26 protein-coding genes are annotated in these 26,909 nt (G+C 73.1%); 14 read left to right on the top strand and 12 right to left on the bottom strand.

Annotated features, from left to right (window positions below; all coding sequences use genetic code 11):
* Window positions 1–296 precede the first annotated feature (296 nt).
* Window positions 297–947 (bottom strand): TetR/AcrR family transcriptional regulator C-terminal domain-containing protein, encoded by a 651-nt coding sequence (locus tag PYR91_RS12300; RefSeq protein WP_279779758.1) that lies wholly within the window; start codon window positions 945–947, stop codon window positions 297–299.
* A 193-nt stretch (window positions 948–1,140) separates the two neighbouring features.
* Here PYR91_RS12300 and PYR91_RS12295 point away from each other — a divergent pair, with 193 nt between their 5' ends.
* Window positions 1,141–1,539 carry a hypothetical protein gene (locus PYR91_RS12295; RefSeq protein WP_279779757.1) on the top strand — a complete coding sequence of 133 codons (399 nt, stop codon included), beginning with the start codon at window positions 1,141–1,143 and terminating at the stop codon, window positions 1,537–1,539.
* Between the two features lie 55 nt (window positions 1,540–1,594).
* Here the strand turns inward: PYR91_RS12295 and PYR91_RS12290 are convergent, their stop codons facing one another.
* From PYR91_RS12290 to PYR91_RS12280, 3 genes are all read right to left on the bottom strand, one after another.
* A complete protein-coding gene (locus PYR91_RS12290; protein ID WP_279779755.1) occupies window positions 1,595–3,019 on the bottom strand; it encodes an RNA polymerase sigma factor in 1,425 nt (474 codons plus the stop codon).
* Between the two features lie 308 nt (window positions 3,020–3,327).
* Window positions 3,328–3,675 (bottom strand): hypothetical protein, encoded by a 348-nt coding sequence (locus PYR91_RS12285; RefSeq protein WP_279779754.1) that lies wholly within the window; start codon window positions 3,673–3,675, stop codon window positions 3,328–3,330.
* 78 nt (window positions 3,676–3,753) lie between these two features.
* Window positions 3,754–4,887 carry an AMP-binding protein gene (locus tag PYR91_RS12280; RefSeq protein ID WP_279779929.1) on the bottom strand — a complete coding sequence of 378 codons (1,134 nt, stop codon included), beginning with the start codon at window positions 4,885–4,887 and terminating at the stop codon, window positions 3,754–3,756.
* Window positions 4,888–5,033: 146 nt separating this feature from the next.
* On the opposite strand from PYR91_RS12280, the gene menB reads away from it, so the two are divergent.
* From menB to PYR91_RS12265, 3 genes are all read left to right on the top strand, one after another.
* Entirely contained in the window at window positions 5,034–5,855 is an 822-nt protein-coding gene (menB, locus tag PYR91_RS12275) for a 1,4-dihydroxy-2-naphthoyl-CoA synthase (RefSeq protein WP_279779928.1), read from the top strand.
* An 80-nt stretch (window positions 5,856–5,935) separates the two neighbouring features.
* The gene (gene menD / locus PYR91_RS12270; protein WP_279779752.1) at window positions 5,936–7,591 is read left to right on the top strand and encodes a 2-succinyl-5-enolpyruvyl-6-hydroxy-3-cyclohexene-1-carboxylic-acid synthase; all 1,656 of its coding nucleotides are present in this window, start codon (window positions 5,936–5,938) and stop codon (window positions 7,589–7,591) included.
* 75 nt (window positions 7,592–7,666) lie between these two features.
* Entirely contained in the window at window positions 7,667–8,305 is a 639-nt protein-coding gene (locus PYR91_RS12265; RefSeq protein ID WP_279779751.1) for a DedA family protein, read from the top strand.
* A gap of 25 nt (window positions 8,306–8,330) precedes the next feature.
* Here the strand turns inward: PYR91_RS12265 and PYR91_RS12260 are convergent, their stop codons facing one another.
* On the bottom strand, window positions 8,331–9,071 hold the full coding sequence (locus tag PYR91_RS12260; protein WP_279779750.1) for a GntR family transcriptional regulator: 741 nt from the start codon (window positions 9,069–9,071) through the stop codon (window positions 8,331–8,333).
* Window positions 9,072–9,261: 190 nt separating this feature from the next.
* Here PYR91_RS12260 and PYR91_RS12255 point away from each other — a divergent pair, with 190 nt between their 5' ends.
* The 4 genes from PYR91_RS12255 to PYR91_RS12240 all read left to right on the top strand — a co-directional run bounded on the left by PYR91_RS12255 (window position 9,262) and on the right by PYR91_RS12240 (window position 12,732).
* Entirely contained in the window at window positions 9,262–9,684 is a 423-nt protein-coding gene (locus PYR91_RS12255; protein WP_279779749.1) for a hypothetical protein, read from the top strand.
* A gap of 221 nt (window positions 9,685–9,905) precedes the next feature.
* Window positions 9,906–10,901 carry a sugar ABC transporter substrate-binding protein gene (locus tag PYR91_RS12250; protein ID WP_279779748.1) on the top strand — a complete coding sequence of 332 codons (996 nt, stop codon included), beginning with the start codon at window positions 9,906–9,908 and terminating at the stop codon, window positions 10,899–10,901.
* Complete coding sequence (locus tag PYR91_RS12245) at window positions 10,898–11,932, top strand: ABC transporter permease (protein ID WP_279779747.1); 1,035 nt, start codon at window positions 10,898–10,900, stop codon at window positions 11,930–11,932. The genes PYR91_RS12250 and PYR91_RS12245 overlap by 4 nt, the downstream gene beginning before the upstream one ends.
* Window positions 11,929–12,732 (top strand): ATP-binding cassette domain-containing protein, encoded by an 804-nt coding sequence (locus tag PYR91_RS12240; protein ID WP_279779746.1) that lies wholly within the window; start codon window positions 11,929–11,931, stop codon window positions 12,730–12,732. Before PYR91_RS12245 ends, PYR91_RS12240 begins: the two co-directional genes overlap by 4 nt.
* A gap of 131 nt (window positions 12,733–12,863) precedes the next feature.
* Here the strand turns inward: PYR91_RS12240 and PYR91_RS12235 are convergent, their stop codons facing one another.
* On the bottom strand, window positions 12,864–14,093 hold the full coding sequence (locus PYR91_RS12235; RefSeq protein ID WP_279779745.1) for an isochorismate synthase: 1,230 nt from the start codon (window positions 14,091–14,093) through the stop codon (window positions 12,864–12,866).
* 246 nt (window positions 14,094–14,339) lie between these two features.
* Between PYR91_RS12235 and PYR91_RS12230 the strand changes: the two genes are divergently transcribed.
* Complete coding sequence (locus PYR91_RS12230; protein WP_279779743.1) at window positions 14,340–15,215, top strand: GDSL-type esterase/lipase family protein; 876 nt, start codon at window positions 14,340–14,342, stop codon at window positions 15,213–15,215.
* A 1-nt stretch (window position 15,216) separates the two neighbouring features.
* On the opposite strand, the gene PYR91_RS12225 is transcribed toward PYR91_RS12230, so the two are convergent.
* Entirely contained in the window at window positions 15,217–15,954 is a 738-nt protein-coding gene (locus tag PYR91_RS12225; protein WP_279779741.1) for an alpha/beta hydrolase, read from the bottom strand.
* Window positions 15,955–16,046: 92 nt separating this feature from the next.
* On the opposite strand from PYR91_RS12225, the gene PYR91_RS12220 reads away from it, so the two are divergent.
* On the top strand, window positions 16,047–17,204 hold the full coding sequence (locus PYR91_RS12220) for a YafY family protein (protein WP_279779739.1): 1,158 nt from the start codon (window positions 16,047–16,049) through the stop codon (window positions 17,202–17,204).
* Here PYR91_RS12220 and PYR91_RS12215 read toward each other — a convergent pair.
* From PYR91_RS12215 to PYR91_RS12205, 3 genes are all read right to left on the bottom strand, one after another.
* Window positions 17,173–20,514, bottom strand: a complete 3,342-nt coding sequence (locus PYR91_RS12215) for a S41 family peptidase (RefSeq protein WP_279779737.1) — start codon at window positions 20,512–20,514, stop codon at window positions 17,173–17,175. The genes PYR91_RS12220 and PYR91_RS12215 overlap by 32 nt on opposite strands.
* A gap of 260 nt (window positions 20,515–20,774) precedes the next feature.
* Window positions 20,775–20,912, bottom strand: a complete 138-nt coding sequence (locus PYR91_RS12210) for a hypothetical protein (protein WP_279779736.1) — start codon at window positions 20,910–20,912, stop codon at window positions 20,775–20,777.
* A gap of 111 nt (window positions 20,913–21,023) precedes the next feature.
* A complete protein-coding gene (locus PYR91_RS12205) occupies window positions 21,024–22,055 on the bottom strand; it encodes an Rv2578c family radical SAM protein (protein WP_279779735.1) in 1,032 nt (343 codons plus the stop codon).
* A 135-nt stretch (window positions 22,056–22,190) separates the two neighbouring features.
* Between PYR91_RS12205 and PYR91_RS12200 the strand changes: the two genes are divergently transcribed.
* The gene (locus PYR91_RS12200; RefSeq protein WP_279779734.1) at window positions 22,191–22,463 is read left to right on the top strand and encodes a DUF3040 domain-containing protein; all 273 of its coding nucleotides are present in this window, start codon (window positions 22,191–22,193) and stop codon (window positions 22,461–22,463) included.
* A gap of 27 nt (window positions 22,464–22,490) precedes the next feature.
* Here PYR91_RS12200 and PYR91_RS12195 read toward each other — a convergent pair whose 3' ends face one another.
* Together PYR91_RS12195 and PYR91_RS12190 are read right to left on the bottom strand one after the other, a co-directional pair.
* Window positions 22,491–24,128 (bottom strand): penicillin-binding transpeptidase domain-containing protein, encoded by a 1,638-nt coding sequence (locus tag PYR91_RS12195; protein ID WP_279779732.1) that lies wholly within the window; start codon window positions 24,126–24,128, stop codon window positions 22,491–22,493.
* 74 nt (window positions 24,129–24,202) lie between these two features.
* Window positions 24,203–24,865, bottom strand: coding sequence for a lysophospholipid acyltransferase family protein (locus PYR91_RS12190; RefSeq protein ID WP_279779731.1), 663 nt, complete (start codon window positions 24,863–24,865; stop codon window positions 24,203–24,205).
* Window positions 24,866–25,531: 666 nt separating this feature from the next.
* Here PYR91_RS12190 and PYR91_RS12185 point away from each other — a divergent pair.
* The 3 genes from PYR91_RS12185 (at window position 25,532) to PYR91_RS12175 (ending at window position 26,868) form a co-directional block, all read left to right on the top strand.
* Window positions 25,532–26,002 (top strand): DUF5994 family protein, encoded by a 471-nt coding sequence (locus PYR91_RS12185; protein WP_279779730.1) that lies wholly within the window; start codon window positions 25,532–25,534, stop codon window positions 26,000–26,002.
* A 103-nt stretch (window positions 26,003–26,105) separates the two neighbouring features.
* Window positions 26,106–26,429, top strand: coding sequence for an STAS domain-containing protein (locus PYR91_RS12180; protein ID WP_279779729.1), 324 nt, complete (start codon window positions 26,106–26,108; stop codon window positions 26,427–26,429).
* Between the two features lie 43 nt (window positions 26,430–26,472).
* Window positions 26,473–26,868, top strand: a complete 396-nt coding sequence (locus PYR91_RS12175; RefSeq protein WP_279779727.1) for an STAS domain-containing protein — start codon at window positions 26,473–26,475, stop codon at window positions 26,866–26,868.
* Window positions 26,869–26,909: the final 41 nt, after the last annotated feature.

The raw sequence follows: 26,909 nt of genomic DNA, 5'->3' as shown, positions 1-26,909 counted from the left end.
TGCTCGACCGGAGGCATGCGTGCCCGGGCCTCGGCCCTTGCCCCGAATTCCCCCGCTCCCCGTCAGACGGAGACGAGCGCTGTCTGTTTGGCGTGTGCGCTACGGCACATCTCTAGGGTAAGTGTGCTCCGGGTCACACGCGGGCGACATAGCCCGTTAGGACGATTTTCGAGCGGCGGTTTAGGGGGCCCGAGCGGGACTGCGGAGCCGATCTGCGTTGTGACCTGCGACACAAGCGTGCCGCACCGAAGATAACGGTCCAAGCACGACTCGCCGCCGAACTGATAAACGCAAGGTTACGCGCTCTCCAGCCCTCGGATCACGGCCGCGAGGCCCCGTTCGAACGCCGCGACGGCCTCCGCGTCCGATTCCGCGCCGCCCCCCGCGTGGCCGTCGCGCGTCCCGTTCTCCCGGCGGTCGTCGTGCGGCGCCGCGCCGTCCAGGAGGTTCTCCTCCTCCGCGTCGCCGGCGGGCGCCGCCCACCCGGACCGCTGGATCTCCACGGCCACGCTGCCCATGACGTACGCCCGCAGGGTGCGGACCGCCTGCGCGGGGTCGCTCAGCCCCGACTCGGCGAGCTGCTCGGCCTGCTCCCGGATCGCCATGAGCGCGGTGCCCTGGGGCGGCCTGGTCAGCGCGAGTGCGAGCACGCCGGGGTGCTCCAGCAGCGCGGCCCGCCCGGCGCGCGCCCAGGCGCGGGCGAGCTCGCGCCACCCCGAGAGGCCCGAGGGGTCGACGGCGACGGTGGTGACGTGCTCGGCCAGCGCGTCCATGAGCGCCTCCTTGCCGCGCGGCAGGTGGTGGTAGATCGCCATCGCCTCGACCTCCAGCGCGTCGCCGAGGCGGCGCATCGTCAGCCGCCGCAGCCCCTGGCCGTCGGCGATGTGCAGGGCGGCCTCGATGATCCGCTCACGGGACAGGGGTACGGGTGGTCGCTTCGCCGGCATGCACAGCATGATCCACCCGTCGACTTACTTTGTAAAGGGCGCCGCTCCGGATCGTGATCGTCCATCCGCGCCCCACCCGGGCGGCCGGCGGCGAAAGCGCGCCACCGGGGGACGATCCTGTCGTGGGGCGGGCGTACGCTAGGGCCAGCGAAAGGCGCCGGGGAGCCGGCGGTGTGCCGAGAAGGGGCGAGCGATGGCGTTTTTCCGTCCGGGGGTCAGCCGGGAGGCGGAGGTCAGGCACCACGCCGACCAGGAGGTCGGGAAGAGCTTCGGCGCGCTGGTCGGCAAGGCCAGGGAGGCCGAGCGCGAGCTGCGCGAGGCTCAGCTCGGCGGCGCCGGCGTCGTCGAGCTGCGCGCCGCCGGGCTGGCGTTCGACCGCGCGCTGACCGACGCCCTTCGGGCCGCCGAGGCGGCGCGACGCGCGTCCTTCGGGGTGAAGGCCTACGACGACCGCATCCGCCGGCGCAAGGGCCGCGCCACCCCCGAGGGCGACCGCTGGACCGTCGAGGTCGACCGGCTCCGCACGCTCCGCGAGGAGAACCGGCTGACCGGCATCGCCCGCTACCCGCGCCCCACCGTCGCCGCCCGCTGACGAGAACGGCCCCCGCCCTGGCGGGCGGAGGCCGTCCGTGAGACGGTGCGCGAGGTCAGCTCGCCCAGTCGAGCAGCGGGCGGGTGTTGCTCGGGTGGCGGAGCTTGGAGAGCGACTCCTTCTCCAGCTGCCGGATGCGCTCACGCGTCAGCCCGAGGTGCTTGCCGATCTCGTCCAGCGTGTGCGGCTTGCCGTCGACCAGCCCGAAGCGCAGGGCCATGATCTTGGCCTCGCGGGGGGTCAGGTTCTCCAGCACGCCGCGCAGCTCCGCGCCCAGAAGCTGCCGGTCGACGACCTCCGAGGCCTCGGGGGCGTCGACGTCCTCGATGAGGTCGCCGATGGTCGTCTCGCCGTCCTCGCCGATGGTGGCGTTGAGGCTGATCGGCTGCCGGCTGGTGCGCAGCAGCTCCTCGATCTGGTCGGGGGTCCTGTCGAGCTCTACGGCCAGCTCTTCGGGGGTCGGCTCGCGGCCGAGCCGCTGGTGCATGTCGCGCTCCACGCGCGACAGCTTCGACAGCATCTCCAGCACGTGCACCGGGAGCCGGATGGTGCGGGCGGAGTCGGCGAAGCCGCGCTGGATGGCCTGCCGGATCCACCACATCGCGTACGTGGAGAACTTGTAGCCCTTGGAGTAGTCGAACTTCTCGACCGCGCGGATCAGGCCGAGGTTGCCCTCCTGGACCACGTCGAGCAGCGCCATGCCGCGGTCGGTGTACTTCTTGGCGACCGACACGACCAGCCGGAGGTTGGCCTCCAGCATGTGGTCCTTGGCCCGCCTGCCGTCGCAGGCGACCCACTCGAGGTCGTCGCGCTCGGCGGCGGTCAGCCGCTCGTTGTCCAGCTTGTGCTCGGCGTACAGGCCGGCCTCGATGCGCTTGGCCAGGTCGACCTCCTCCGCCGCGGTGAGCAGCGTGCGGCGGCCGATCGACTTCAGGTAGGTGTGCACCGAGTCGCCCATGACCGACGACTGGTCGTCGAGGTCGAGGGTCTCGCTCTGGACCTCGGCCTCGTCGGGCTCCTCCCAGGAGTCCTCGGCCCCGGGGGAGGCGGCGGTGTCCTTGGCGGGCGCGGCGGCGGGGGCGGGGGCCTCGGCGGTGCGCGCGGTGCGGCGTGCGGCGGCGCGCCGGGGGCGCTTCCCGGAAGTGCTCTCGGGGGTCGCGGCCGCCGTCTCCGTGGGCGTGATCGTGGTGCTGGTCATGGCGCTCTTCGCGGTACTCTTCACTGTGGTGCTCTTACGGATCTTCCTCGCCGGGCTGCGGTCCTGCCGGGAGGTCTCGTTCTCCGGGGTCAGGCTCACTCCGGCCTCGGTGAGCTCACGCAGGATCGACCGGCCTCTGGCCGGGCTGACCTGCGCCGTCAGCAACGCCTCGCGGAGCTCCGCGAGGGGTAGGTGACCTTGCGCTCGCCCGCGGTCGATCACCCGGGCGAGAAGTGTCGGGGCCTCGCGCTCAGTCGAGGTCGCCACGGCAGTTCGGGGCATGAGCACACCTCCTCCGTCACGGAGTCGTCGTCTGGTCGATGAGGTTTGGCGCGGCGCTCGGCGTTCGGCGCACCAGTATCAATAACGTCTCGGCGCCTGGTTTGTTCCCGCGTTCCCGGTGGGGACCCGATCGCGTGCGCGTGTGTACCTCCCATCTTCGCTGGTCGTCACCCTCTTCCCCGAATCGGGGCCTCGACACGGCGAAGGCGGGCCGCCCTGGGGCGGCCCGCCTTCGTGACCGGCGCCGTGCCGGCTTCCGCCGGCTCGCGTTCCCGACGCGGGCGAGCGCCCGCTTGCAGGGGACGCGGTCAGTTCTTCGGCTTCTGCTCGGGGGTGAGCACGGGGACGGGGAGCGGCTTGGACTCCTCCAGGCGCTTCTCGCTCCAGTACTCCACGACCCTCTTCGGGTTGGCCGAGGTGTCCTCCCGGACCACGAACTCCTCGGGGGCGCGGGTCGGCTCGGCGTTCTCCGGGATCGCGGGGCCGGGGATTCGCCCGGGCGCCTCGCCGGGGCCGTAGGTCTGGGAGCTCTCGCTCTCCTGGCCGGCCTTGTCGCTCCCCTGTCCTGACGCGGCCGCGGCCGCGACGGAGATTCCCCCGGCGAGGATCGCCCCGACCACACCGGCGGAGATCCACAACTTACGGGTTGGGTTCATTCAAGGCGTCCTTCCTAGATCCGCTGCCGGTATGACGCGCGGTATGCGACCACCGGTTCCCTTGGGGGCACATTGTGGTCAAGAAAATTCCCTTGTGCCAACAAAGCCGGAAATATCCCCCCGGATCTTCGCGAGGTCGTGCTTACCGTTCGCGAGCAGGGGGAAGCGCTCCACCACCTGCAGCGCGCGCGGCGCGGCGTAACCGGGCAGCCGGTCCTTGACCCAGGCGCGCAGCTCCTCCAGCGACGGGGGAGCCGACGGGTCGGCGGGGACCACGGCGGCGACGACCTCCTCCCCCCACTCCGGATGCGGGCGGCCGGCCACCACCGCCTCGCGCACGCCCGGATGGCCCTCGATCAGCCCGGCCACCGCCCCGGCGACCACCTTGCGGCCGCCGGTGTTGATCACGTCGTCCAGGCGGCCGAGCACGCGCAGCCGCCCGTCTCGCAGCACGCCGGCGTCGGAGGTGAGGAACCACCGGCCGTCCAGGCTGGCCGCGCTCAGGCCGGGACGGAGGCGGTACCCCGAGAAGAGCACCGGGCCGGCCAGGCGCACCCGCCCGTCGGCGCCGACCTCCGCCTCGACCCCGTCCAGGGGCACGCCGTCGTACACGCACCCGCCGGACGTCTCGCTCATCCCGTACGTCGTGACGATCCGCGCCCCCGTCTCCCGGGCCTCGGCCAGCAGCCCCGCAGGGGCGGCGGCCCCGCCGAGCAGGATGGTGCGGAACCGCGACAGGTCGACGCCGGCGTCGACCATGCGCCTGAGCTGTGTGGGCACCAGCGAGACGTGGTCGGCGCCGGAGGCGGCCACCCCGGCGGGGGAGAAGCGCTCGTGGATCAGCGGCTCGGACCCGCTCAGCAGCGACCGCACCAGCACCTGCAGGCCCGAGACGTGCGAGGGCGGCAGGCAGCACAGCCAGCGCTCGCCGTCCCCGGCCGACAGCCGCCGCAGCGAGGCCGACGCCGACGCCAGCAGCGCCGCCGCGGGAAGCTCGACCCCCTTGGGGGCGCCGGTGGAGCCGCTGGTCGCGATGATCACGGCGGTGCCGGCGGACGCCGGGACCCCGCCGGGCCACGGCCGGGTGCCCTCGGGGGTGACCACGTGGGTCGGGCGCAGCGCCTCCAGCGTGGCGCGCAGCGCCGGGGCGGGCAGGCCGGGGGCCAGGGGCAGCACGGCGGGACCGTCGCCGAGCAGCGCGGCGCGGATCATGGAGAACAGGAGGTGACCGGGGGGTGAAACCACCGCGTGCACATGGCGCCCACTCACGGTCGTAAGGTTAGTCCCGTCAGGACGCCCCCCCCAGCCGCGGCGTCGGCCGGGGGGCGGCGCGGGTGAATGAGGGAGCGAGCGTGGCCGTGAGCACTGTCGACTGGAAGCGGTCCGGTGACTACGAGGACATCATCTACGAGACCGCCGAAGGCATCGCGAAGATCACGATCAACCGTCCCGAGCGTCGTAACGCCTTCCGTCCCACCACGCTGTTCGAGCTGCGCGACGCCTTCGACCGCGCCCGCGACGACGGCGAGGTCGGCGTGGTGATCCTCACCGGTGCCGGCCCCGATGCCTTCTGCTCGGGCGGGGACCAGAAGATCCGCGGCGACGACGGCTACGTGGGGCCCGACGGCATCGGCCGGCTCAACGTCCTCGACCTGCAGGTCCAGATCCGCCGCCTGCCCAAGCCGGTCATCGCCATGGTCGCCGGGTACGCCGTCGGCGGCGGCCACGTGCTGCACGTGTGCTGCGACCTCACCATCGCGGCCGACAACGCCATGTTCGGGCAGACCGGTCCCAAGGTCGGCTCCTTCGACGGCGGCTACGGCGCGTGGCTGCTCGCCGAGACCGTCGGGCTGAAGAAGGCCCGCGAGATCTGGTATCTGTGCCGGTTCTACAACGCGCAGGAGGCCCTCGACATGGGCCTGGTCAACAAGGTCGTCCCGCTGGAGGAGCTGGAGGCCGAGACCGTCCAGTGGTGCCGCGAGATGCTCGACAAGTCGCCGCTGGCGCTGCGCATGCTCAAGGGCGCCATCAACGCCGTCAGCGACGGCGCCGCCGGAATGCAGCAGTTCGCGGGCGACGCCACCCTCCTGTACTACATGAGCGAGGAGGCACAGGAGGGCCGCGACGCCTTCAAGGAGAAGCGCCGTCCCGACTTCTCCCGCTTCCCGCGCCGCCCCTAGATGAGGGCGTCTCACACATTCGTCACCACACGCGCCCCCGCGCGGGCCCCCGCCCGCCGGGGCGGGTCCGAGGAGGGCAGGTGAACCCCGCCACCGCGCTGTCGACCGTCCTGGTCGACGAGCTGGTGCGCTGCGGCGTGACCGACGTCGTGCTGGCGCCCGGCTCGCGGTCGGCGCCGCTGGCCATCGCCGCGCACGCCGACTCGCGGATCCGGCTGCACGTCCGCGTCGACGAGCGGTCGGCGTCGTTCCTCGCGATCGGGCTGGCGCGCAGGTCGCAGCGCCCGGTCGCGCTGGTCTGCACCTCCGGCACCGCGGCCGCGAACTTCCACCCCGCGGTGATCGAGGCGCACGAGTCGGGGGTGCCGCTGCTGGTGCTGACCGCCGACCGGCCGCCCGAGCTTCGCGACACCGGGGCCAGCCAGACGATCGACCAGGTCAAGCTGTACGGCTCCTCGGTCCGCTGGTTCTGCGAGGTCGGCGTGCCCGAGGAACGCCCGGGGCAGGTGGCCTACTGGCGGTCGCTCGCCTGCCGGGCCTACCAGCGGGCGCTCGGCCCGGCCGACCCCGGCCCGGTCCACCTGAACCTCGCGTTCAGGGAGCCGCTGATCCCCGACGGCGACCCCTCCTGGTGCGAGCCGCTCGACGGCGGCCCCGCGGGCCCCTGGGTGCGGTTCCGCCTGGCGCCGCCCTCGGTCGGCCTGCACGTCCCGGCCACCCGGCGCGGCGTGCTGGTGGTCGGCGACGGCGCCGTCAACGTGCGCCGCTACGTCGCCGCCGCCGGCATGGCGGGCTGGCCGGTGCTGTCGGAGCCGACCGGCGGCGCCCGGTACGGCGACCACGCCATCTCGGCCTACCACTTCCTGCTCGGCACGCCCGAGTTCGCCGACGCCCACGTGCCCGACGTCGTGGTCACGCTCGGCCGTCCCAGCCTGTCCCGCCCGCTGCTGTCGTGGCTGAAGCGGGCCGGCGAGCACGTGGTGGTCACCGCCGGCGCGGCCCGCTGGCCCGACCCGACCCGTTCGGCCACCCAGGTCGCCGAGGTCGCCGAGATCCCGGTGGCGCCCGGCGACGACACGTGGCTGCGCTCCTGGCGGTCGGCCGAGGCCGCCGCCCGCGAGGCGGTCGACGCCGTGCTCGACGACTCCGGCACCACCGAGCCGCGCGTGGCACGCGACCTCGCCGAGGCGCTGCCCAACAACTCCCTGCTGTTCTGCGGCTCCTCGATGCCGATCAGAGACCTCGACCAGGCGATGCGCCCCCGCCGGGGGGTGCGCCTGATGGCCAACCGCGGCGCCTCCGGCATCGACGGCCTGGTCTCCACCGCCGCCGGCGCGGCCCTGGCCCACAACGGGCCGTCCTACGCCCTGCTGGGCGACCTCACCTTCCTGCACGACCAGAACGGCCTGATCATCGGCCCCCGCGAGCCCCGCCCCGACCTGTGCCTGGTGGTCGTCAACAACGACGGCGGCGGCATCTTCTCCCTGCTGCCGCAGGCCGCCCTGCCGGGTCCCTTCGAGCGGGTCTTCGGCACCCCGCACGGCGTCGACCTGTCCTACGTCGCCGCCGCCACGGGCACCCCGCACACCCTGCTCTCCTCGATCGGCGACCTGCCGAAGGCTCTGCGGGGCGAGGGGCCGCGCATGGTGGAGGTGCGCACCGACCGCGAGGAGAACGCCCGCGTCCACGCCGCCCTGCGCGAGAGCACCCAGAAAGCGGTGCGGGCGCTGCTGTAGCCCACCCGGCACGGCCCCCCAGCCGGCGGTCGCGCCGGTGGGTCGAGGACGGCGGGCGGCAATAAGGTGTGACCCATGCATGTCGAGGAGTGGCTCCAGTCGATCCCGGCGGTGTGGGTCTGCGTCATCGTGGGAGTGGTGATCGGGCTGGAGAGCCTCGGCATTCCGCTGCCCGGCGAGGTGGTGCTCGTCAGCGCGGCGCTGCTGTCGGCGCAGCACGCCGTGAGCCCGGTGTGGGTGGGCGTCTGCGCCAGCGCCGGGGCGATCATCGGCGACTCCATCGGGTACGCCATCGGGCGCAAGGGCGGGCAGCCGATGTTCGACCGGCTGGGCCGGCGCTTCCCCAAGCACTTCGGGCCCGCCCACATCGCCAGGGCTCAGGCGGCGTTCGACCGGTGGGGCGTGTGGGCGGTCTTCTTCGGCCGGTTCATCGCCCTGCTGCGCATCCTGGCCGGGCCGCTCGCCGGGGCGCTGCGCATGCCCTACTGGCGGTTCCTCGTCGCCAACGTGCTCGGCGGGATCGTCTGGGCGGGCGGCACCACGGCCGTGATCTACTACCTGGGCATCGTCGCGGAACGGTGGCTCAAGGGATTCTCGTGGGTGGGGCTCGTCGCCGCGGCGCTGTGCGGGGTGGGCACCACGCTCTACCTCAAGCGCCGCGCCGCCCGCGCGCACGCGGTCGAGCACGAGGGCGAGACCGCGCTGCTGCCCTGAGGCGCACGCGGCGCCCCGGCCGGCGTCAGCGCTCGATGAGCGTGACCTCCAGCGAGTAGTGCGAGGCGCGGTAGACGTGCGAGCCGTGCTCCACCGCCCGGCCCTGGTCGTCGTAGGTCGTGCGGACCATCGTCAGCAGGGGCGCGCCGCGGCGCTCGTCCAGCAGCCGGGCCTCGGCGGGCGTGGCCGCGCGGGCGCCGATGCGCTGGTTGGCCACGCGCATGCGCACCCCGGCGGCGCGCAGCAGCTCGTACAGGCCGCGTTCCCGCAGGGCGTCGGGGGTGAGGGCGCCCAGGCCGGTCGGCAGCCAGTTGTGCAGCAGGGCCAGGGGCTCCCCGCCGGCGTAGCGCACCCGCTCCAGGCGCAGCACCTCGGTGCCGGAGGGGACGGCGAGCACGGCCGCGACCTCCTCGTCGGCGGGCTCCGGCCGTAGTGACAGCACCCGGGTGGTGGGCTCCTGGCCCGCACGGCGCAGGTCGTCGTACAGGCTGGTCAGCTCGACGGAGCGCTTGACCTGGCCGTGCACCACCTGCGTGCCGACCCCGCGCTTGCGCACCAGCAGGCCCTTGTCGACCAGGTACTGGATGGCCTGGCGGATGGTGGGGCGGGAGAGGCCGAGCCGGTCGGCCAGCAGGATCTCGTTGTCGAGCCGCGCCCCCGGCGCGAGGCCGCCGGACCGGATGGCCTCGGCGATCTGCTCGGCCACCTGGAAGTACAGCGGCACGGGACTGGAACGATCGAGATCGATGTCGAGTCGAGTGCCCATGCGTTCTCCCGGCCCGGTGACGTGATCGCCGACCTGCTGAGGTTAGCGGACATCAGAATGTCCTGACAAATACTGACGCAGGGCTGGGGTGGTCGGGGGGTGCGGTCGCGAAAGAGTTTCACCCTGTGTGCCTGAGCGAACGCACAGGGTGAGAATCCTCGATAATCTTTGGGGAAGGAGGTGGTTGACGATGACCATGACCGATCTTGAAGGTCGTGTTACCAACATCGAGTACGAGCTGCAGCAGCTCCGCGCGCAGAATCAGGCGACGGCCTTCATGGCCGGCGAGTCCACCAGCAAGTCGCAGGCCGCCGGGCACCTGCACGTCCTGGTCCTGCGCGACCTCAAGGAGGTGCGGGCCCAGCAGCACGCGCACACGCTCACCCTGGCGGAGCACTCCAAGGCCCTTGAGGGGCTGACGGAGAGGGCCGAGCGGCTGGAGCTCAGGTTCGACGGCCTGGAGACGAGGTTCGACGGCCTGGAGACCAGGTTTGACGGCCTGGAGACCAGGTTTGACGGCCTGGAGACCAGGTTCGACGGCCTGGAGAGGACGGTGAACGAGCACTCGGTCGCTCTGGCGGAGATCCTGCAGATCGTGCGCAAGCTGAACTGATACGAGCTTCGTCCCCCGAGGCCCGGCGAGACCCCTCTCGCCGGGCCCTTCCCATGCCCGATGACCCGGGTCGGCGGAACCACGTCAAGATGTCCGGACATCCCGGCCAAAGTAGCCCGTACATCAGAATGTCACGACAAACAATTGACAGGGGGGTTACCTGAGGTTACAAACCTGACATGCGGCCGATCCGTCCCCGGGGCGGCACGGGAGAGGTGTCCATGAAGCGAATCACGCGGTTGATGACGGCGGCGGTGCTGGGCGCGCTGGTGCTGGGCGGATGTTCGAGCAACGGCCAGGGCGGCGCGGCAGGCGGCGCGTCGGCGGCCCCGGCCGCCGGGGCTGAGGCGGGCGGCGACGGAGGCACCTTCGCCGTCATCACCCACGGCGCGCCGGGCGACTCCTTCTGGGACGTCGTCAAGAACGGAGCCGAGGCGGCGGGCAAGCAGTACGGCGCCACGGTGACCTACCAGGGCGACGGCGACCCCGCCAAGCAGGCGCAGCTCCTCGACCAGGCGATCAGCCAGAAGGTCGACGGCGTGGTGGTCTCGATGGCCAACCCGGACGCGCTGCGCGAGTCGATCACCAAGGCCGTGTCGGCCGGCATCCCGGTGGTCACCGTCAACTCCGGCGCCGCCGAGTCCAAGGAGTTCGGCGCGATCACCCACGTCGGGCAGTCCGAGGAGGTCGCGGGGCGCGGCGCGGGGGAGAAGCTCAAGGCCGAGGGTGTCACCAAGCTCCTGTGCGTCATCCACGAGGCCGGCAACGTCGGCCTCGACCAGCGGTGCAACGGCGCCACCGCCACGCTCGGCGGCACCGTCGAGCGGCTCCAGGTGGACGTCAGCAACCTCGCCGACGCGACCTCCAAGATCAAGGCCAAGCTCCAGGCGGACGCCTCCGTCGACGGCGTGCTCACGCTGAACCCCGCGGTGGCCGTCGCCGCCCGTGACGCCATCGCCGACGGCGGGTCCAAGGCCAAGCTCGCCACCTTCGACCTGTCGGCCGACGTCGTCGACGCCATCGGGGCCGACGAGATCCTGTTCGCGGTCGACCAGCAGCAGTACCTGCAGGGATGGCTGCCCATCACCTTCCTGGAGCTGTACAGGAAGAACCTGAACACCGTGGGCGGCGGGCTTCCCGTCAACACCGGCCCCGGCTTCGTCACCAAGGAGAACGCGCAGCAGGTCGCCAAGCTCGCGCAGAGCGGCACCCGGTGACGAGCGTCACCGCCGACGAACGGGTCGCGGGCGCCGGGTGGGTCCGGCGCCTGCTGATCCGGCCCGAGCTCGGCTCGGTCGTCGGAGCCGTGGCCGTCTTCGCGTTCTTCTCCTCGCAGTCGGCGGTCTTCCGCTCGGCCGAAGGCGTCGCCAACTGGCTCGACCCGGCCTCCACGCTGGGCATCATGGCCGTCGCGATCGCCCTGCTCATGATCGGCGGGGAGTTCGACCTGTCCGCCGGCGTGCTGACGGGCACGACCGGCCTGGTCGTGGTCACGCTCGCCACCCGGTACGGCCTGGACGTCTGGACGGCCATGCTCGCCGGGCTGGTGCTCGCGCTGGCCGTGGGCTTCGTCAACGGCCTGCTGGTGGTCCGCACGAGGCTGCCCAGCTTCATCGTCACCCTGGGCACGTTCCTGATGCTCCAGGGGCTGAACCTCGGCGTCACCAAGGCACTCACCGGCACCGTGCAGGTCGGCGGGCTCAGGCGGGTGGAGGGGTACGAGAGCGCCCGGGCGCTGTTCGCCGGGTCGGTGACGGTCGGCGGGGTCGACTTCCGGGTCGCGATCTTCTGGTGGCTGGGGGTGACGGCCCTGGCCACCTGGGTCCTGATGCGCACCAGGGCCGGCAACTGGATCTTCGCGGTCGGCGGGAACGAGCAGGCGGCCCGCGCGGTCGGCGTGCCCGCGGCCCGCACCAAGATCGCGCTGTTCATGACCACGGCGGTCGCCGCCTGGCTGGTCGGCTCGATCCTCGCGCTGCGGTTCAGCTCGGTGCAGGCCAACGTGGGCATCGGCCAGGAGTTCATCTACATCATCGCCGCCGTGATCGGCGGGTGCCTGCTGACCGGGGGGTACGGCTCGGCGATCGGGGCGTCCATCGGCGCGGTCATCTTCGGGATGGCCGACAAGGGCATCGTGTTCGCCGGGTGGGACGCCGACTGGTTCAAGTTCTTCCTCGGCGGGATGCTGCTGCTGGCCACCCTCGCCAACCGCCTGGTCCGCCGCTACGCCGAGGAGGTGCGCCGGTGAGCACGCCGCTGCTGCAGACCCGCGACGTCGGGAAGTCCTTCGGCAGCGTGATCGCGCTGAGGGACGTGTCGATGCTGGTCAACTCAGGTGAGGTCACCTGCGTGCTCGGCGACAACGGGGCCGGCAAGTCCACGCTCATCAAGATCTTGTCGGGGGTGCACGTCCAGGACCGCGGCGAGTACCTGGTGGACGGCGCCCCGGTCCGGCTCGGCGGCCCGCGCGAGGCCCTCGACCGCGGCATCGCCACGGTCTACCAGGACCTCGCGATGATCCCGCTGATGTCGGTGTGGCGGAACTTCTTCCTCGGCTCCGAGCCGGTCACCGGCCGGCCGCGCCGCTTGGACGTGGCCAGGGCCAAGGACGTCGCCCGGCGCGAGCTGCTCGACATGGGCATCGACATCAGGGACGTCGACCAGCCGGTGGGCACGCTGTCGGGCGGCGAGCGGCAGTCGGTGGCGATCGCGCGGGCGGTGCACTTCGGCGCCCGCGCCCTGATCCTCGACGAGCCGACCTCCGCGCTCGGCGTCAAGCAGGCCGGTGTGGTGCTGCGCTACATCGCCAGGGCGCGCGACCGGGGGCTCGGGGTGGTGTTCATCACACACAACCCGCACCACGCGTTCCCGGTGGGCGACCGCTTCCTGGTGCTCAACCGCGGCACCAGCCTGGGGGAGTTCGCCAAGGCCGACATCACCCGCGACGAGCTGACCTCGCTGATGGCTGGCGGCGCCGAGCTCGACCAGCTCGCCCACGAGCTGGGCCGCGACGGCCCGGCCGGAGCCGGGGTGACGCCCGAGCGCTGACCTCGGCCGGTCACCGCGCCTGAGCCTGCCGACGGCCGGGGCCGGGCGGCCCGGACGCCTCCGGCGGCTCGGGGCGGACCCGCGGGCCGCCGGCGCGTGCCGCCCGGGCGGCTCCCGCAGGCCGGGAAGGCTCAGCCCTCCAGGGCGTACCGCATCACGCGGAACTTGGCCTGGGCCTCGGCCAGCTCGGCCGCCGGGTCGGAGCGGCCCATGATGCCGCACCCGGCGAACAGCCGCGCCCTGCGGCCCCGCACCTGGGCGCAGCGCAGCGCGATGCCCCACTCGCCGTCCCCGCGGGCGTCGATCCACCCGACCGGGCCCGCGTAGCCGCCGCGGTCCATGCCCTCCAGCTCGCGGATCACCTCCAGCGCGACGCCGGTAGGCGTGCCGCCGACCGCCGCCGTGGGGTGCATGGCCGCCACCACGTCCAGCACGGAGGCGCCGTCGGCCAGACGGCCCCGCACCCGGCTGGCCAGATGCTGGACGTTGGGCAGCGACAGCAGCTCCGGCTCGTCGGGGATGGTCAGCGTCGAGCACAGCGGAGTCAGGGCCTCGCGCACCGAGGCCACCGCGCAGGCGTGCTCGTGGCGGTCCTTGCCCGAGGCCAGCAGCGCCGCCCCCCGGGCCGTGTCCTGCGCGGCGCCGGCGCCCCTGGCCGTCGTGCCCGCGAGCACCAGCGACTCGATGGACTGGCCGGTGTGCCGCACCAGCAGCTCGGGTGTGGCGCCGACCAGGCCGGCGCACGAGAAGGTGTAGCACTCGGGGTAGGCGCGGGCCAGCCGGTCGAGCAGCACGCGGACGTCGATGTCGCGCTCGGCCGTGGCGACCAGGTCGCGGGCCAGCACGGTCTTCTCCAGGCGGCCCGACCTGATCTCCTGAACCGCGCGCGCGACGGCGTGCTGCCACGCCGGGGCGGTGAGCGACCCGTCGGCGTACACGACCCTGCCGGGCGGCCGGGCGGGCGACATCAGGTCGATGGGCGGCTCGCCGACCGTGGTCAGCCAGGCGCGTCCGTTCCTGCGGCCGAGCACCACGCGCGGGACGGTGAGCACCGAGCCGTGGCTTTCGGGGTCGAAGGTGAACGACCCGAACGCGACCGGGCCCGACCCCGGCACGTGCACGTCGTCGTCGATGCGGGTCTCGCCGAACACCGTGGCCAGCCACCGGCGGGCCCAGTCGAAGCGCCCGGGCCCCGGCGGGACGGTCACCCGCGCGGCCTCGCCCCACGCCACCAGGCCCTCGCCCTGGTGGACCCAGGCGTACGGCGGGGCCTGCGGCAGTCGCGCGATCAGGTCTTCCGGGTGGTGGACGGGGATGGTGCGAACCAGCGGGGGGCGGGTTATCCCGAGCGCGACACTCACCCTGCCCACCTTATGCGGAAACTGAACGCGTTCGATATCGGGTCCGCCCCTCACAGCCCCGCCCGCGCCGCGTGATCCGGCACCAAGGGCGTCTACACACGTGTCATGGCATGTCAAGCCCCGATAGGAATCTGGTCAACGGTAGCAACGCCTCGCTCGCAGGTAATAGAGCGGGCCCTCGCCGGTCCCTACCTTTGGTTCCCGATCTCTCCTCAAGGGATCGATCGCATCCCGATGGAGGTGGGCATGGTCGGAAGGATCGCGTTCGTTCTCGCCGCGGCAGTGGTGTGGACGTCCGGAACGGCCGCCGCGACCGCGGCCGAGCCGGTACCCCGGGTCATGGCGGCGCTCGGCGACTCGATCAGCGCGGGCTTCAACGCCTGCGGCTGGTACGTCTCCTGCACCTCCCGTTCCTGGTCGGCGGGGGACAACCCCGGCGTCGACAGCCACTACCTGCGCCTGCTCGCGATCGGCCCGTCCGTCAAGGGACACAACCGCAACTTCGCCGTCCCGGGGTCCACCAGCGCCGACCTCGCCGCCCAGGCCGAGAAGGCGGTGGCGGCCGGCGCCGGCTACGTCACGGTGCTCATCGGCGCCCAGGACGCCTGCACCTCCACCGCCGACGCCATGACCCCGGTGTCGACCTACCGCACGCGCGTCGACCGCGCGTTCGCCGTGCTGGCCCGCACGGGCACCAAGGTCTTCGCCGCCAGCATCCCCGACGTCAAGCGCCTGTGGCGGGTGGGCCGGGAGAACGTGCTGGCCAAGTCGTTCTGGACGATCGGCCGCATCTGCCAGTCGATGCTCGCCAACCCCGGCTCCACCGCCAAGAAGGACCAGGCCCGCAGGGACCGCGTGAGGGAGCGCGTCCAGGACTACAACGCGGCGATGGCGAGCGCGTGTGCCGCGTACGGGCCCGGGTGCCGGTACGACGGCGGGGCGGTGTTCTCCTACCCGTTCACCCTGAAGCACGTCAGCAAGTGGGACTTCTTCCATCCCAACGCCGACGGCCAGGCGGTGATCGCCCGCGCGACGTTCGGGGCCGGCTTCCCGTGGGAGCCCGGCGTGACGGCGCCGGAGCCGCTGGCCCAGGAGTCGGCGGCTCCGGTCCGTCAGCAGTGATCTACTTTGTAAAGGAGTCGAGCAGTGCCGCCACGTCCTCCGGGCGGGAGAACATCGGCCAGTGGCCGGTCGGCAGCTCCAGAAACGTCCACTCCGGTCCGGTGAGCGCCGCGAACATCGGGTGCCCGCCCTCGATCAGCCCTCTGACATCCTCCAGGGAGAACGAGCAGGCCACCAGGGTCTTCGGCAGCTTCGCCGCCTCCTCGGCGCCCCGTGCCGCCTGGGTGAGGGTGCCGTAGGGCTGGGGGGTCATCCGCGCCGCGATCGCCGCCTTGTCCCGCTCGGTCAGGCCCAGCGTGCTCGCGCCCAGCGTCTCCTGCTCCTCCCACGTCGGCGGCTCGTAGCGCCAGCCGTCCGTGAGGTGCGCCTCGACGTAGGCCCGCCCCTCCGGCGGGTACAGGTCGAGCTGCGCCACGCCGTCGGCCAGCGGGCCGCTGTCCAGGTAGACGATCGACGCGATCCGCCCGGCGACCCGGCCGGCCGCGCCGGTGGCCGCGACGCCGCCGCCGCTGTGCGCGACGAGCACGACGTCACACAGGTCGCGGCCGGTGATCATGGCGACGATGTCCTCGACGTGGGTGTCGACGTTCGTCGCGGGGGTGCCGAGGTGGGCGAGGTCGCCCAGGCCGGTCAGGGTGACCGCGTGGACGTCGTGCCCGGCGGCCCGCAGCGGGACGGCCACGCCGTCCCAGGCCCAGCCGCCCAGCCAGAATCCCGGAACCAGGACGAAGGTGCTCATGATCGCTCCATTGGTAGTGCCGATCTCAGGTGCCGCGGCCCAGCGTAGGATCGCATCCGGACAGAACAGGTCCGGATGACAAGAGGTTTCTCATGCCGCATCCCGTGACCCGGGTGCTGACCCTGCTGGAGCTGCTCCAGGCCCGGCCGGGGCTCACGGGCGCCGAGCTCGCCCGGCGGCTGTCGGTCGACGAGCGGACCATCCGGAGGTACGCCGCGCGGCTGACCGAGCTGGGCGTCCCGGTCGAGGCCGGCCGCGGGCGCTACGGCGGCTACCGGCTGCTGCCCGGGTACAAGCTGCCGCCGCTGATGTTCGGCGAGGACGAGGCGGCGGCCGTGGTGCTCGGCCTGCTCGCGGGGCGGCGCACCGGGCTCGCGGTGGGGGAGGAGGCCACCGAGAGCGCCCTGGCCAAGATCCGCCGGGTGCTCCCGGCGGCGCTGCGCGAGCGGGTGGAGGCGGTCGCCGACACCGTGGAGCACACCTCCCGGGCGGCCGAGGCGCCGCGCCCGGCCGCCGGCGCCCTGCTCACGCTGGCCGACGCCGCCCGGCGCCGGCGGCTGGTGCGCCTGCGCTACCGGTCGTGGCAGGGGCGCGACAGCGACCGGGAGCTCGCCCCGTACGGCCTGGTGTTCCACTCGGGCCGCTGGTACGTCACCGGGCTCGACGTGGCCAAGGGGGAGATCCGCACGTTCCGGCTCGACCGGGTCGGCTCGGCCGAGACGCTCGCCGGGGGCTTCGCCGATCCCGGCGCGTTCGACCCGGTCGCCCACGTGCTCGCCTCGCTGTCGGCCGTGCCCTACCGGCACGAGGTCAGGGTGCTCCTGGAGACGACCCTGGCGGACGCCCGGCGGCGGCTGCCCCCCTCGGTGGCCGCGCTGGAGGAGACCGGGGAGGGCGTGCTGATGACCGGGCGCGCCGACCGGCTCGACGGCATGGCCGCGATGCTCGCCGGGCTGGGGTGGCCCTTCACCGTGCTCTCGCCCGACGCCCTGCGGCGGGAGGTGACGGCCCTGGCCGCGCGGCTGGCCGCCTACGGCTCACGCGACCCCGGGCCGGCGGCGGCCTCACGCGACCCTGGGCCGGCGGCGGCCTCACGCGACCCTGGGCCGGCGGCGAGCGGCTCCCACGCCCCCGGGCCGGCGGAGTCCCGTGCCCCGGGGCCGGCCGGCTCCGGCGACGCCGGCCCGGCGGCGGCCTCCCACGAGCCGGGGGCGGCGGTCAGCGGCGGGGCGGCAGAGGGGGCGCAGTGAGGCGCGGACGGGCGGCCGGGTTCGGGGCGTGCGCGGGGTGCTCGGCGAGACGCTCCAGCGCGATGTCGATCGCCCGCTCCAGCTGGGTGTCCAGGCCCCGCGCGTACTCCTGCGGCGTGATGTCCACCTCCACGTCGGGGTCGGTGCCGTAGTTCTCCACCCGCCACCCCACGTCGTCGAAGGCGAAGGAGAACTCCGGCTGCGTGGTCACGGTGCCGTCGGCCAGCCGGTGGCGCGGCCAGATGCCGATGACGCCGCCCCAGGTGCGCTTGCCGACCAGCGGTCCGAGCCCGAGCAGTTTGAAGGTGTGGCTGAAGATGTCGCCGTCGGAGCCCGCCCACTCGTTGGTGACGGCCACGAGCACGCCGCGCGGCGACTCGGCCGGGTAGGGGTACGGCACGCCCCAGCGGGGGTAGTCGTAGCCCAGGCGCCGGCGGGCGAGCTTCTGCAGCAGCAGGCCCGAGACGTTGCCGCCGCCGTTGAAGCGGACGTCCACCACCAGGCCCTCGCGGTCGTACTCGGCGAGGAAGCCCCGGTGGAACTCGGCGTAGCCGTCCGGCCCCATGTCGGGGATGTGCAGGTAGCCGAGCCTGCCGCCGCCGCGCTCGTGCGTGCGGGCCCGGTTGCGCTCCACCCAGTCGCGGTAGCGTGCGGGCCGCTCGTCCGCGAGCGCCTTGACGGTGACCGTCCTGGACGGCCCGTTGCCGCGCCTGATCGTCAGCTCGACCTCCTCGCCCGCCTGGTTGACCAGGAGCCGGGCCGGGCCGGAGGGCGGCGCGGTGGGCTGGCCGTTGATCGCCACCACGGCGTCGCCCACGCGTACGTCGAGACCGGGACGGTTGAGCGGTGAGGTCGCGTCGGGGTCCCAGTGGTCGCCCGCGACGATGCCCGCGATGGTGTGCAGGCCGCCCTCGCGCGCCCAGTCGACGCCCAGCAGGCCCTGCCCGTAGTGCGGGCGGCTGCGGTACTCGCCGCCCATCTCGTAGGCGTGGGAGGTGCCGAGCTCGCCGAGCAGCTCCCACAGCAGGTCGGAGAACTCGCCGCGTGTCGTGACGCGGTCGACCAGCGGCAGATAGCGGTCGTAGACGCCGTCCCAGTCGACGCCCGCCATGTCCTCCACCCAGAAGTTCTCCCGCTGCAGGCGCCAGGCCTCGCGGAACATCTGCCGCCACTCGGCCGCGGGGGAGACCGACACCTTGACGCGGTCGAGGTCGATCCAGCCGCCTGACCGGGTGGCGGCGTCGTCGTCGGGGACCGGCTCGGTCGCCTTGACCACCCGCAGGCGATGCCCCGAACGGTAGAGCAGCGTCGTGCCGTCCTGGCCGACGCGGAAGTCGCTCACGTCGGAGGCCAGCGTCTCGCACTTGTGACGGCGCAGGTCGTAGGCCTTCAGCGTGCCCGACACCGGGTCGGCGTACTCGTCGCCGCGGCTGCCGGCCACCGGGTGGCAGGTGAACAGGACCTTGTCCTTCAGGCCGGCGACGCGGTCGTAGCGGCCCTCGGGGACGGGGAAGGCGACGACGCGGCGCTCGATGCCGTCGAGGTCGATCACCAGGGCGCCGCCGGGCCCGCCGGCGTCGCCGCCCGTGGCCGCGCCGCCCGTGGCCGTGCCTTCCGCGGGCGCGCCCGTCTCGCCGGCGTCGTCGCCCTCGTGCCCGGCGCCGGCCGCCTCCATGCCGGGCGCCTCGCCGCCGTCGTGGTCTTCGCCGTCCTTGTCGTCCTTGTCGTCCTTGCGCGGGCCGTCCTCGGCGGACAGCGGCCTGGGCACCGGGACGAACGGCGAGCCGACGTCGTGCCGGAGCGTGACGGCGTACGGGCGGCCGCCGAGCGGGAAGCCCAGGTCGAACTGCAGGGAGTCGTGCACGGGGTTGAAGACCCGCTGGCCCACGAAGTAGAGGTATCTCCCCCCGGGGTCGAAGGCGGGCCCGGAGTCGCGCAGCACCGGGCGCGTGACCTGGTGGGTCTCGCCGGTCGCCACCCGGCAGAGCTTGATCGCGGTGGTCTGCGGGGTGTCGGGGCAGGTGTAGGCGAGCCAGTCGCCCGCGGGCGACCAGACGGGGTCCTCGATGGCGCCGAACGGGCTGCGGTCGACGACGGTCAGCGTGGCGCCGTCGGCGCCGCCCGACAGGTCGACCAGCAGCAGCTCGTTGCGGTGGTTGGTCACCGCGACCCGGTCGTCGGCGGGCGACACCTCAAGGGCGGTCGCCCGCCCGGTGTCCAGGTGGGCCAGGCGCACCGGGCCGGCGGCGCCGTCGGCCGTCAGCAGGGCCAGGACCTCGCGGTCGCCTTCGTCGCTGGTGGCCGCGACCAGGCGCCGGCCGTCCCTCAGCCAGGTGAGCAGGCGGTGGCGCACCCCGTCGGGCTCGCCGTGCTGGCGGACCGGGCCCTCCCAGTTGCCGAAGGAGTAGGCCTTGCCGCGCGCGGTGATCGCCAGGCCGCTGCCGTCGGGGGTGAGCCGGGCGCTGCCCAGGTAGGGCGCGGCGGGGACGAAGCGGCGGTTGCGCTGGGTGCGGGAGCTGCCCAGCCGGACCTCCACCGCGCGCGACTCGCCCTCGGCGGGGTCCAGCACGTACAGCGAGGCCGCCGCGTGGTACACCAGCCGCCGCCCGTCGCTGGACAGGTTGCGGGCGTAGTAGTCGGCGTGGTCGGTGTGCCGGCGCAGGTCGTGGCCCTCGGGCGTGCAGGAGTAGACGTTGCCGACGCCCTCGTGGTCGGACAGGAAGTAGACGCGCTCCGCGACCCAGCAGGGGGAGGCGAGGTTGCCGGCCAGGGAGATCAACCGGGCGAACTCCCCGCCGCCCTCGCGGTCGACCCACAGGTCGCCGACGGTGCCGCCGCGGTAGCGCTTCCAGCGCGCCGGGTCGGCGGTGTTGCGCCCGAGGACGATCGCCCCGCCGGGGCCGTAGGAGATGGTGTTGGCCGGGCCGTACGGCAGGCGTTCGGGGACGCCGCCGTCGCCGACGCGGTGCAGCCAGCGGTAGCGGCCGAACGGCTGGCCGGCGTCGCCGGCGTAGACGACCGCGCCGCCGGGATCCCAGGCGGTGACCGTGCAGCTCGCCCCCTCGTAGGTCAGCCGCTCGGCGGCCCCGCCCTCCGAGGGCATCACGTACACCTCGTCGGGGCCCTCCTCGCGCCCGACGAAGGCCAGCCGGGTGCCGTCGGGGGAGAAGCGGGGGTAGGCGGCCTCGGCCACCCCGGCGGTGAGCCGGTACGCGCGCCCTCCGCCGGCGGGCACCGCCCACAGGTCGTCCTCGGCGGCGAAGGCGACCACGTCGTCGAAGATCGTGGGGAAACGCAGGTAGCCGGACATCGATCCTCGTATTCGGGGGGCCGGGGGCTCTTATGATCAGGCACCCGGGGCCGCCGAGTCGAGGCCGGATCGCGCCGGGCGCGCGGAGGTGTCGCGCCCGCGGATCCGGTTACGCGATCGAGCCGGCGACGGACGCCGCCGCGCGTGCCCGCCGTTTCGGTGGCCGGAGGGCCGGGTGCCTGGTCATGCTAGCCGAATGACCGGTTTATACGTGATGTCGGCCGCATTGCCGGGCGGCCGGGTTCAGGCCCGAGGGCAGGTTACTGCGCCTCCTCCTGGCCGGCGGCACGCTTGTCGTCCTCCTCGCGTTTATCCTGCTTGGAGCCGCGCGTGGCCTTGACGGCCGTCTTCTTGGCCTTGCCGGTGGTTTTGGCGGCCTTCTTCCGGGATTCCCCCATGATTTCCCCCTGAATATCAGACGAACATTGCAGAAATGCGCCATATAGCCGCATCACCGGCTCTAAATACCCATCTACGGCGGCAATCACCCATATGCCTTTTCGGGTTATTCAGAGCAGTGTGAGCTGCTCGGGCGCGGCCGCCCGCGGGGCGGGGCCGGGCGGGCGGAGGCGGCGCGCGGCGGCCGGTGAGGACCGGCCCACGCCGTGCCGCGCGGCGAGCTCCTCGACCTCGCGGGTGATGCGGGCCTGGTAGGCCTTCGGCGCGTAGGCCCCCCGGCCGTACATCTCGCGGTAGCGGGGGACCAGCTTCGGGTGCTCGCGCGCCAGCCAGGTGAGGAACCACTCGCGGGCCCCCGGCCGCAGGTGCAGCACCAGGGGGACGACGTGCGTGGCGCCGGCCTCGGCGATCTGCCGGACGGTGCCGGCGAGCGCCCGCGGCGAGTCGGTGAGGTAGGGCAGGATCGGCGCCATCAGCACGCCGCACGGCAGGCCGCGGCCCCTCAGGGCGGCGCACACCTCGAGCCGCCGGCCCGGGCGGGGGGTGCCGGGCTCCACCGACCGCCACAGCTCCTCGTCGGTGAAGCCGACCGACAGTGAGACGCCGACGTCGGTGACCTCCGCGGCCTCGGCCAGCAGGTCGAGATCGCGCAGGATCATGGAGCCCTTGGTGAGGATGGAGAACGGGTTGGCGGCGTCGCGCAGCGCGGCGATGACGCCCGGCATCAGCCGGTAACGGCCCTCGGCGCGCTGGTAGCAGTCGACGTTGGTGCCCATCGCGATCGGGTGCCCGCCCCAGCGCGGCGCGGCGAGCTCCTTGCGCACCAGCTCGGCGGCGTTGACCTTCACCACGATCTTGGAGTCGAAGTCGTGCCCGGCGTCCAGGTCGAGGTACTCGTGCGTCTTGCGGGCGAAGCAGTAGGTGCAGGCGTGCGTGCACCCGCGGTAGGGGTTGATCGTCCACTGGAACGGCACGCGACTGGCGCCCGGGACGCGGTTGATGATCGACCGGGCGTGCAGCTCGAAGAAGGTCACCCCCCGGAACTCGGGGGTGTCAAACGTCCTGCCGATTGCGCCCCGGGCGAACAGAGGGGTGGCCGCGGCCGCCGGCTCGCCGTCGAGGCGCAGGTTGTCCCAGCGCATGGGCCAGATTAGAACAGGTTTTCGAAGGTGATCGCAAACTGAACCACGCCGCAGAAAGCACGATGGGAGAAGGCTAACGATCTTAGGGGTGGGGAGGAACATCGGCACATAACTTGCGTTGCCGGGAGGCTTGGCATGCCTTGGTCGCAGGACGAGCAGCGAGTGCTTGCCCAGATCGAGCGATATCTGTGTGACGACGACCCACGACTGGCCGCCCGACTCGAGTCGTTCAACGAGGAACTGGAGCGCAAGGAGGTCGACCGACAACGCGCCGCCCTTCCAGAGCCGGCGCCGCGCCGTCTCAGCAGGTCGACGATCATCATCCTGGTGAGCTGGGTGCTGATCGCCACCCTGGTCGCGACCCTGCTGATCATGGTGTTCCAGCACGACGCCACCCTGCCCATGTAGGGGCGGGCCGGGCGGGCCGGCGGAGGTTCAGACGGCGTCCAGGCCGCGCAGGAAGCGCGCGGCCACGGGCGCCGCCACCTTGCCGCCGCCCCCGCCCCCCTCGACGACGACCGCGAACGACAGGTCGCCGCGGAACCCGATGAACCAGGCGTGGGAGTCCAGCTCCGGGCCGGTGCCGAACTCGGCCGTCCCGGTCTTGCCGGACGTCCCCTTGGGAAGGCCGGCGTTGTCGGCCGTCCCCCTGGTCACCACAGCGGCCATCATCGACCGCAGGCTCCGCGCCATCGGCTCGGGCAGTTCGTACGGTCGTGCCTTCTGCTTGAGGCCGGCCACCAGGGTGGGCGGCCGCCAGGTGCCGTCCGCCACGGCGGCGGCGACCGAGGCCATCACCAGCGGGCTGGCGGTGATGCGTGCCTGCCCGAAGGACTCGGCGCCGAGCTCGGCCAGGCTGGTGGGCTGCGGCATGCTGCCCGCCACGACGGGCACCCCGATGCCGAGCGGGTGGTTGAAGCCCAGCCGCGAGGCCATCTGGTGCAGCTTGCCGCCCTGAAGGCGCTGTACCGCGAGCGGGGCGAAGGTCGTGTTGCAGGAGTGCGCGAAGCTCTCCAGGAACGACACCGACCCGTACGCGGCGTGCTCGGAGTTGCGCACGCGCAGCCCGCCCACGTTGGCGTCCTTGGGGCAGGTGACCTTCTGCCCGGCGGTGACGCCTTCGGCCAGCAGGGCGGCGGCGGTGACCGTCTTGAACGTCGACCCGGGCGGGTAGCGGCCGTTCAGGGCCCGGCTGAAGCCGCCGCGGTTGTCGGCGACGGCGACGATCTCGCCGGTCGAGTGGCGGATCGCCACCATGGAGGCCGGCTTGGACACGCCGCCGACGGTCGACACGGCCGCCTCCTGCACACGCGGGTCGAGGCTCGTGCGCACGTCGGCGCCGGGGGAGCCCTCGATCGTCTTCAGAGTGCGCACGGGCTCGCCGTCGGCGTCCACCACCTGGATCTCGGCCGCGGGGACGCCCGCGAGCTTCTTCTGGAACGACTGCTGCAGCCCGGCCACGCCGATCGTGTCGCCGCGCTTGTACGGCCACCCCAGCTTCGCGGCCTGCTTGGCGGTGGCCTTGCCCAGGGATCCGACGATCTGCTCGACCGAGGGCCCCGCACCGCCCTCGTCGATGCGCCTGCCGCCGCTGTCCTGTATGGCCGCGCGTTCGGGCCAGCGGAACCGCACCGCCAGGCTGGTGGTGCCGTCCAGCGCCGGGTGGACCGCGCGGGGCGTCCAGGCGACCTTCCAGTGCCGTTCCTTGACCACCAGGTCCAGGGACCCGGTGTAGGTCCAGTCGCCCAGGTTCTTCAGCGTCAGCGTCGTGGTGTAGGCGGCCTTGGCCCGGCCGTCGCCGTCGGGGGTGACCGAGCCCAGCCGGACGGCGGTCTTCTCGGCACCCAGGCTCTTGGCGAGCCGGTCGTAGGCGGTGTCGAACCCCGCCGCGGGCGCGGCGAGCGCCGCCCGCATGGCGGCGGTGTCGCCCCTGGCCCAGGCGTCGGCGAAGGCGCTCGCCGTCTCCTGTGCGCTGCCCCTGGTGTGCAGGACGTAGTAGGCGCCCCCGCCGGCGGCCCCCGCCACCAGAACGGCGGCGACGGACGTGATCGCGATGATACGGCCGCGCGGCACGCTTATACCCCCGGTGTCTCGATGTCGCCACGAGCCTAGCGTGGCCGTTTCGCGGGGTTTGCTGCTCGGGCCCCTCAGGCGGCCCGCTTCGCTCCGTCCTTCCTGCTGGCGGCGTACGACGGCACGTACTCCTGGCCCGACAGCTCCTGGATCGCGCGCATCACCTCGTCGGTGACCGCCCGGCGGTCCCTGGCCTTGCCGGCGTCGCCGGTGAAGGTGAGCGGCTCGCCGATACGGACGCCGATCTTGGCGAGCCGCGGCACGGCGGCCCCGGGCGGCAGGACGCGGTCGGTGTTGACCATCGCCACCGGGATCACCGGCACGCCCGCGGTGAGCGACAGCCAGGCGACGCCGACCTTGCCCCGGTAGAGCCGCCCGTCGGGCGAGCGCGTGCCCTCGGGATAGATGCCGAACAGCTCGCCGGCCTCCAGCACCCGCACGGCCGTGTCGAGCATCGTCCGCGCCGCCGTGGCGCTCTCGCGGTCGATCGCGACCTGGCCGGTGCCGCGCATGAACATGGCGGTCAGCCGGTTGCCGGTGAAGTACTCCGACTTGGCCACGAACGTGACCTGCCTGGGCAGGATCAGCGGCAGGAACACCGAGTCGAGGATCGACAGGTGGTTGGAGGCGAGGACGGCCGCCCCGGACCGGGGGACGTTCGCGGCCCCGGTGACCTCGGGCCGCCACAGCAGGCGCAGGAAAGGGCTGCTGATCGTCTTCGTGATGCGGTACAGCACGGACTCTCCCGGTGGACGGACTCTCCCGGCGCGGTCGCGGCAGGCGGGTTGTCCCGTGCGCGGGCGACCTGTGCCCACCCTAAGGCCCGGAGTGGAAAACTCGTGTTACGCCGGACTACAGGGTGCTACATCCTCGTACAAGGAGTGTTCCGGTGTTTGTACGAACGAAGCGCCCCGCGGGCGAACCCGCGGGGCGCTTCGTCGAGTCGATGTGGCGGTCGCCTCCTCGGCGAGATGCACAACACGGCTCCAGCCGAACGGTATTCCGTGAAGGCGGTAATTGCGGCCCGGGGGACACAGACCACATCGACTACACGACGATAACCCACTCCCGGGGGTTCTTATTCCAGACCTGCCGCCCCGGGCGGGATTCGCGCCGGGCTTGAGGGGCCGGGGGCTGGGGGCGGCGGTCGTCGGGGGACGTCTCTGGGGCCGGGACGGGGCCGCCGGCGGGTGAACGGCGGCGGGCGGCATGGGCCGCCATGCCGGGCGGCCGGCGTTTCCGGAGGTCACTCCTGCGTTCCGCTTCGGTGACCGAGGGTCGTTCTTTACGCGGGCGGGGTAGACTGGGGTTACCGAGGACATTTCGTGCGTTGGCACTCAGGTCGGCGTCGCCCGCGGCGAACCAGCGCTTTGGGCCCCTTGCGAGGCCCCGTCAGGGCGACCATGACGTCGACCGTCCTCTCCCATCTCAAGCCGCTGAACGCCGAGCCTGCCACGGTCTGCGCGACCGCATCCGCGCCGCGGCTCAGCCTCGATCCCGCGCTGAACCGGCGCGCCGTGGTGGACGGGGTGTGGTGGCCCCGCTCGCGCGACGCCGCCGCAGAGCTGCCCGCGCTCATCGCCGCCGTCGACCTGCGGCTCGACCGGGTCACGCTGCGCGTCGGGCTGTACAAGGACGCGTGGGACGACATCCCGAGCCGGGTCCCGGCACGCGGGCGCCTGGTCAGGGTCGGCTGGTTCCTGCACACCGACCCCCGGCTGATCACCCTGATCTTCGCGCGCGCCGAGCCGGTGGTCCTGCTGGTCGTCCCGCCGGGCACTCCGGAGGGTCCGGCCACGACCGCGCTCGGCCTGGCCGGCCGGGACACCGCCGGCCTCGGGCTGGACGACATCCTCTCCATCGCGGCCGACTGACGGACCGCGGACAGACGACAGACAGGCCGGTGCCCGGCCGGCCACGGCCGCCCGGGGGAGCACCGGCAGGCTTCGGCCTCTCCTTCTTCGATGGGATGACCGCATGATCGTTCCCGATACCGCCCCCCTCGATGCGACCGGACCCCGCGCCGCCACCACCGTCCACCTGTCCGGCCGGATCGACATCTTCACCAGCAAGGCGCTTCGCCAGCGTCTGCTGAACGCCATGCGCGACAGCACGAGCACGCTCATCGTGGACGTGTCGCAGGTGTCGTTCTGCGACTCCTCCGGGCTCGGCGTCCTGGTCGGCGTCCAGCACCGGGCCCGGGAGCGCGGCATCACCCTCGCGCTGACCGGCCCCCGCCCGCATCTGACCCGGCTGCTGCACGCCAGCGGCCTGGATCGCAGCCTGCCGGTCGTCGTTTGAGCCGGCGACGCTCGCCCATGGCCACCCGAGGGGAAGGCTCGTCATGAACGACAAGGGCGACGCCTCCGCCCCGAGTGGCACCGCCGCGGCGCTCGCCCGACGGCCGGCGCGTCTCACCCTGCTGCCCGCCCGGGCGGGCCTGCGGATCGAGGGCGACCTCGACGTCGCCGTGCTGCCCTCCCTGCGCCGGGCGCTCGACCGCTTCGGCGACGACGACATCGAGGTCGATCTGAGCGGCCTGACCTTCGTCGACGTCGGCTGCCTGCGTGCCCTGGTCGCCGCCGCCGACCGGCTGCCGGAGGGCAACGTGCTGACGTTGTGGCCGGCGCCGCGCCATCTGCGGCTGCTGCTGGAACTCACCGGCTGGCACGCGCAACCCCGGCTTCTGCTGCGCGACACGCAGCCCTCTCTGATCTCAGGACCGCGGCACCGCCGGTGACCCCCGCCGGCGGGCCCGGACGGTCCGTGCCGGGGCGCGCC

The sequence above is a fragment of the Sphaerisporangium sp. TRM90804 genome, from assembly GCF_029846175.1.
Taxonomy (GTDB): Bacteria; Actinomycetota; Actinomycetes; order Streptosporangiales; family Streptosporangiaceae; genus Sphaerisporangium.
This window is presented reverse-complemented; position numbering and strand designations above follow the sequence as displayed.